General features: G+C 46.7%; 3 protein-coding genes and 3 pseudogenes. 4 read left to right on the top strand and 2 right to left on the bottom strand.

The window, feature by feature from the left end:
* From J3482_RS22185 to J3482_RS21110, 4 genes and pseudogenes are all read left to right on the top strand, one after another.
* Positions 1 to 391 (top strand): annotated as a pseudogene (locus J3482_RS22185) (transposase); the annotation flags it as partial.
* A 789-nt stretch (positions 392 to 1,180) separates the two neighbouring features.
* Positions 1,181 to 2,206, top strand: a complete 1,026-nt coding sequence (gene gap / locus J3482_RS19505; protein ID WP_206918225.1) for a type I glyceraldehyde-3-phosphate dehydrogenase — start codon at positions 1,181 to 1,183, stop codon at positions 2,204 to 2,206.
* A 371-nt stretch (positions 2,207 to 2,577) separates the two neighbouring features.
* Positions 2,578 to 3,564, top strand: a pseudogene (locus tag J3482_RS19500) (IS256 family transposase).
* Positions 3,473 to 3,748, top strand: a complete 276-nt coding sequence (locus J3482_RS21110) for a transposase (protein ID WP_236018405.1) — start codon at positions 3,473 to 3,475, stop codon at positions 3,746 to 3,748. The pseudogene J3482_RS19500 and the gene J3482_RS21110 overlap by 92 nt, the downstream one beginning before the upstream one ends.
* Positions 3,749 to 3,881: 133 nt before the next feature.
* Here the strand turns inward: J3482_RS21110 and J3482_RS21940 are convergent, their stop codons facing one another.
* Positions 3,882 to 4,163, bottom strand: a complete 282-nt coding sequence (locus J3482_RS21940; RefSeq protein ID WP_146824942.1) for a chorismate mutase — start codon at positions 4,161 to 4,163, stop codon at positions 3,882 to 3,884.
* Positions 4,156 to 4,536 (bottom strand): annotated as a pseudogene (locus tag J3482_RS19490) (3-deoxy-7-phosphoheptulonate synthase); the annotation flags it as partial. The gene J3482_RS21940 and the pseudogene J3482_RS19490, both read right to left, overlap by 8 nt.
* Between the last annotated feature and the right edge of the window lie 98 nt (positions 4,537 to 4,634).

Here is a 4,634-nt window from a genome sequence, read left to right as displayed (position 1 = left end):
ACGTAGAGAAACAGAACCACCTTCTGGAATGTCCTCAAACGGTACACCACGCTGCTCCATGGGATTTGACATGGTGTATTGGGGAGCCGACGGAGACCGGTTAAAGTTCGCTGCCCACATGTAGTTGAGAAGGTGGACTGTCCGCTTGGCATCTCAGCATGCTCAAACTCCAACTATGGCATGGTGTAAAGAAGCGCATTGACGACGATGTTCGTCGCCTCACCGGGATTCGCGAGGCTGGCGGGAATTGTACAATAAACAAACAACGGTGGATGATGTTCACGTCAGAGGTATCGAAAAGGGCAAGACGTCCGTCTATCTCAATGCGATTGTCCTTCTCGCATCGGCACTGTCCATGAGGACAACAGCAACAAAACGACAAACTGCGTGACGACAAGTCTGAAACATCGAGATCAAAGTAACCTGACTAAAACCAAAAAATGTGTATTTGACCAATTGGCTTAGGCTGTTCGCTTTTTCACTTCAAACAGAAAGCTCAATTCTGCAAAACACTCTAATTCAAGTTTTCTTTGGTGCTGTCTTTTTCCTAACTCACAGCGATTTAGCCCAACAGAAATCCCAATTCTCGAGTTTCGGGGAGTTGACATATTGCCGTAGGACTTAGGCTTTCACCACCAGAGGCCTACTAGCTACGAGGCGGCTTGGTCCCTACCTCGGTTTGACTTTCACTAACAAGTTATGCCTGGCTTAGCTAGGCGCACTATTGCATTAACGTCGCCAACCGTAACCTTCCTGTAATGTGTTTGCCGGCGTGTAGTTGTCCTTTTTAATTGAAGAGACACATCGGGAATCCGGAGTAAGATAACTGAAGGTGTAGCGAAGCAACAGGTATCAGTAAAGAGCAAGTATGTGTCGTGGACGCATTAAGGTAACGAAATGCACGTAATAAACAACTTGAAGTCTTTATGCTGCCTCTTGCATTACTTCGACGCAAACTATAAAATAATTCTGTAAGTACCGGGACGTAAAATATACCGAAGGGACATAAAATGTCCCGAAAAAGTTTCCGATGGACCTTCTCTGTTGTCGATTTGTTGTCGAGTTCGTTGGGTTTTGAGTGTGGAAGGAACGGCTTCACCCATGATTCATGGCTCAGCATACAGAAGTGCGCGTGCAAGAACCTTTATTATCAAGCGCCGGAAACAGGAGAGAATTAGACATGACAATTCATATTGGTATTAATGGATTTGGCCGGATCGGCCGTAATGTGTTTCGTGCCGCCATGGAGCGAACCGATGTCGAGATCGTCGCCGTCAATGATTTGACTGATGCACAAACACTCGCCATGCTTCTGAAGTACGATTCCGTACATGGAAATCTGACAGCCGATGTAACTGCAGAAGATAACCACATTGTTGTGAATGGAAAAAAAGTTCAGGTATTGGCTGAACGCGAACCAGGAAAAATTCCTTGGGGCAAGATAGGTGTTGAACTTGTCGTGGAATCGACAGGTCTGTTTACCGACAAGAGAAAAGCCGAAGCGCACATCACCCAAGGTGGCGCAAAGAAAGTCATCATTTCGGCACCAGCAAAGAATGAAGATATCACCATCGTCATGGGCGTCAATGAACACATGTACAATCCGGAACAACATCATGTGGTTTCCAATGCGTCCTGCTCAACTAATTGCTTGGCACCTGTTGCCAAGGTCATTGATGACGAGTTTGGCATTACTCGCGGTCTGATGACCGCAATTCACTCCTACACAAACGACCAGCAAATTCTCGATCTTCCTCACAAGGACATGCGACGCGCACGGGCAGCAGCCCTCAACATCATCCCTACGTCCACCGGTGCTGCGAAAGCCGTTGGATTGGTGCTGCCACACTTGGAAGGAAAACTGAATGGTATGTCAATGCGTGTCCCAACTCCGAACGTGTCCGTCGTGGACTTAGTTGCTGAATTGAAAAACCCGGCTACTGTAGATAGCATTAATGAAGCCTTGTCTCATGCAGCAACTGGTCCACTGAAAGGTATTCTTCAGTTTTCCAACGAGCCGTTGGTCTCGAAGGATTATAATGGAGATTCCCATTCTGGAATTGTTGACGGGCTCTCAACCATGATGATGGACAACTATATGGTTAAAATCATCGCTTGGTATGACAATGAATGGGGTTACTCCAATCGCGTTGTAGACTTGGCAGCCTTTATTGCCAACAAATCGAAGGTCGAAGCTATTCACTAGATTTAAAGACATGGTGTCCATTCGATCTCGAATGGACACTGTTTTTTTAAAATCGTCTATGCTATCTTTGCATTCTATGAAACGAGAGGAATCATGGTTTCTGTTACGGCCTTATATTGTTAATGTAAGGTTATACACTGTTCTTTAACGTAATAGAAGAGAAGTACATTTCTCGGCGATTCTTGAGGTGGCTTCGGAAAGTCACGTATTTATGTTCTGATTTCTTCCCAATACTCGGTTGACCGTTCATAGTTGAAGCAGGAATGATGGAAAAATAAAGAGGCCTTATGGGTCTACAAACGTAGATGAGCCACCCACCCCCTCTTCGGTAGAATTAGTTTGCGGACAAAATTCACCAGGAAGGATACGTTGTGGCTCAGTACCAGATTACCGTGGATGAGGAGATTTTGCACGGCTTGTTTCATGGAGATGAGGGTGTTGGCCGCTTATTAGAGCAGGTGGTCAATCAGATCCTACTGGCTCAGGTATCGAAGCAACTCCAAGCAACACCCTATCAGCGTACAAGAAGAGCGTCAGGGGTACCGGAATGTACCTTAACCACCCGTGTGGGTCGTCTCACATTACGAGTACCCCGTGTACGTAACAGCCAGTTCTCCACAGAACTCTTTCTTCGCTATCAGAGAAGTGAACAGGCGTTGATACTGGCTCTCATGGAGATGGTGGTGAACGGTGTATCTACACGCAAAGTCACACGGGACTTCCTTCTCTAAATCCACCATTTCAACGCTGTGTAAACGCCTAGACCCCACCGTGCATGGTTGGAATCATCCACCAGCAAGAAGCAGTATCCCTTCCTGTTGGTGGATGCGCTCGTGATCAAGATTCGGGAAGACGGTCGTGTCCGTTCCCGCAGCGCCATGACTGCAACCGGCGTGAATGAAGAAGGATACCGTGAGATCCTCGGTCTTATGCTTGGAGGCGGTGAGTCCGAAGCTGGCTGAAGCAATTTTTTCTCATGGCTCAAGGAACGAGGCCTAAACGGCGTAGACCTAGTGGTATCGGACAGCCATGCTGGGTTGGTCAAAGCGTTGCTTTCACATTTTACAGGCTATACCTGGCAACGGTGCCAAACACACTTTATGCGAAACCTGCTGGATGCAGCACCAAAGTCACTGCAGGGTGAGATTTACCGGAAAGTCCGAGCGATACTGGATGCACCTGATTTGGATACAGCACGGTTTCTGCTAGACCAGGTGCTCAGTGAATATGCAGACAAAGCGCCAAAAGCGATGCAGGTGTTAGAGGATGGCTTTGACGAGCGCAACAGCGGTACTCTCATTGCCCGAGCGATACCGGCAACGGCTACGCACAACCAATGGCGTAGAACGGTTAAATGAGGAGATTCGTCGACGTGAACGAGTGATACGCATCTTCCCAAACCGAACATCCGCCATACGTTTACTGGGTGCTTTGTTGATGGAGATGGATGAGAAGTGGACGACCGGTCACCGTTATCTGACGATGGACGATTACTGGGCTTGGAAAAGGACCCAGACCCAGGTTACTAGGCAACCGGCCTAAGAAATAACCGAAGAGGGAAAGTACACACAAATTCAGACTTGATCGTAATTACTATGTCACTATAGAACAAACAATTACCGGTATTATTTCAACAAATCACCAGTTAAAACGTCTGCTGTGTCGAACTAAAACTCTATTCTTCCGTACTTTGGATACGACACGATTCCTCATGTATCAGTTGAAACAAGTCCACAATGAAGTTCCTTTGAAAACCTTGCGACAATCCCAAACTCACGTAACGTTCTTTAACCTCTTTAGCTCTATTGGGTTGATAAATCCGAACATCTGAGTCGCGTTTAATCAAGCCAATGGTTCGAGAGAGTTTAAAACGTTTAGCTAAACACGTTATAAGTTGCTGGTCAACAACATCGATCTGAGCACGACATTCATCAAGTACCTTTACGAGGTTATCCAACCGTCACACCTGCTCTCTGTTTATGACATGCGGTTGCGAGAGCTTCTAGACGTCGCATGAGTTCTGAGAACTCACCGGGAGTAATGCTTTGCTGTCCATCTGACCAAGCAGATTCCGGCGATTTGTGAGCTTCTAGGATGAGACCATCAGCTCCCGCTGCAATGGATGCCAAACTCATAGCGCTTACGTAACGAGCTTCGCCTGTTCCATGACTCGGGTCTACGATAATAGGCAGATGGCTCAAGTGTTTAATGACTGGTACTGCATTTAGATCGAGAGTATTACGGGTTGCAGTTTCAAAGGTTCGAATTCCACGTTCACAAAGGATTACATTATAGTTACCCTCACTCAAAATGTACTCGGCAGACATTAACTGTTACTGACATAGCATAACGTCCGAAAACTGACGGTGTAAGTTGACCGAGAACTGACGGATTCGCTGTCCAAGAACGCTTGCAAAAATGGGAAGGA

Source organism: Alicyclobacillus suci (genome assembly GCF_017329615.1).
Classification (GTDB): Bacteria; Bacillota; Bacilli; order Alicyclobacillales; family Alicyclobacillaceae; genus Alicyclobacillus; species Alicyclobacillus suci.
This window is presented reverse-complemented; position numbering and strand designations above follow the sequence as displayed.

Coding starts and splice junctions, on each gene's coding strand:
- gap (WP_206918225.1), top strand. CDS start 1,181: ATGACAATTCATATTGGTATTAATGGATTTGGCCGGATCGGCCGTAAT.
- J3482_RS21110 (WP_236018405.1), top strand. CDS start 3,473: ATGGCTTTGACGAGCGCAACAGCGGTACTCTCATTGCCCGAGCGATAC.